Raw genomic sequence first — 517 nt, forward strand, 5'->3', positions numbered from 1 at the left:
CTAGCGAGTACACCAAACCGCCCACCGCAAGCAGCGTAAGTCCACCGATATCCAGATTGATCGCCAACTGATAAATCACAATCAACGACAGCCATCCCATCACCAAATAAGTCATCAGCGACAACTTCTTAAAGCGATAAACAAATGCGACCTTCATGATGATGCCGAGCAGAGCAATGCTCCAGATAACTATCATCAAGCCAAACGCAAGTGGCGTGCGTAAACTCACCAACAAAAATGGCGTATAACTGCCAGCAATAAGCAGATAAATAGCGCAATGGTCGAAGGTTTTCAGCCAGCGTTTCGCTTTAGGATGAGGGATCGCGTGGTACAGCGTTGAGGCTAAAAACAGCACAATAATACTGGAGCCGTAGATCGCCATGCTTGTCACGGTCAATGTGTCAGCTTGGTGGTTTGTCGCTTTGATTAACAACAGGATTAACCCGACAATGCCGAAAATCATCCCAATACCGTGCGTGATGGTGTTGGCAAGCTCTTCACTTTGACTGTATTGAGG

1 protein-coding gene is annotated in these 517 nt (G+C 47.0%); it reads right to left on the reverse strand.

What is annotated here, in order from left to right; all coding sequences use genetic code 11:
- Nucleotides 1-517, reverse strand: a 517-nt coding sequence (gene trhA, locus R7Q46_RS30305; RefSeq protein WP_318078732.1) for a PAQR family membrane homeostasis protein TrhA, incomplete at both ends; no start/stop codon positions are given.

Source organism: Vibrio sp. 811 (assembly GCF_033339195.1).